Below are 369 nucleotides of genomic sequence, written 5' to 3'. Positions count from 1 at the left end.
AGCAAATGCAGACCCATGTACTGGCAAGTGCCACACGTTTGCAGTTGCTGCCCAATCTGTATTCTATCGATCAGTTGCCACGCAATCATTGTGAGACCTTCAGCCTGCTGGAAAAACAGGCGCAGGCGCTGGTCACACAAACGCAGTCAGCGGCTGAGGCACAAAAAGAAAAAACTGTGCCCTTCCTGGCAGATATACGCTTTTTGCTTGGCATAGTCGCAGCGCCGGCAGGTGAGAATCTGTTCCGCTGGCAGCAACTGGATGCCCCCTATGACAGCGAAGCGGCCAAAACCCTGTGTCTGGAGTCCTGGAAGGCAGGAACCGAAGAACAGTTTAAACATGTCTTACCCGGATGTGGGATAGACCTTC

The 369-nt window shown here is 52.8% G+C and carries 1 protein-coding gene; it reads left to right on the top strand.

Annotation, left to right across the window (positions count from 1 at the left end; all coding sequences use genetic code 11):
• Positions 1-369, top strand: a 369-nt coding sequence (locus KDM89_RS20365) for a DUF2863 family protein (RefSeq protein WP_212689686.1), incomplete at both ends; no start/stop codon positions are given.

The organism is Cognatundibacterium luofuense, assembly GCF_018139685.1.
Classification (GTDB): domain Bacteria; phylum Pseudomonadota; class Gammaproteobacteria; order Burkholderiales; family Burkholderiaceae_D; genus Undibacterium; species Undibacterium luofuense.
The sequence above is the reverse complement of the archived record's forward strand: the minus strand, read 5'-3'. Positions and strand labels throughout refer to the sequence as shown.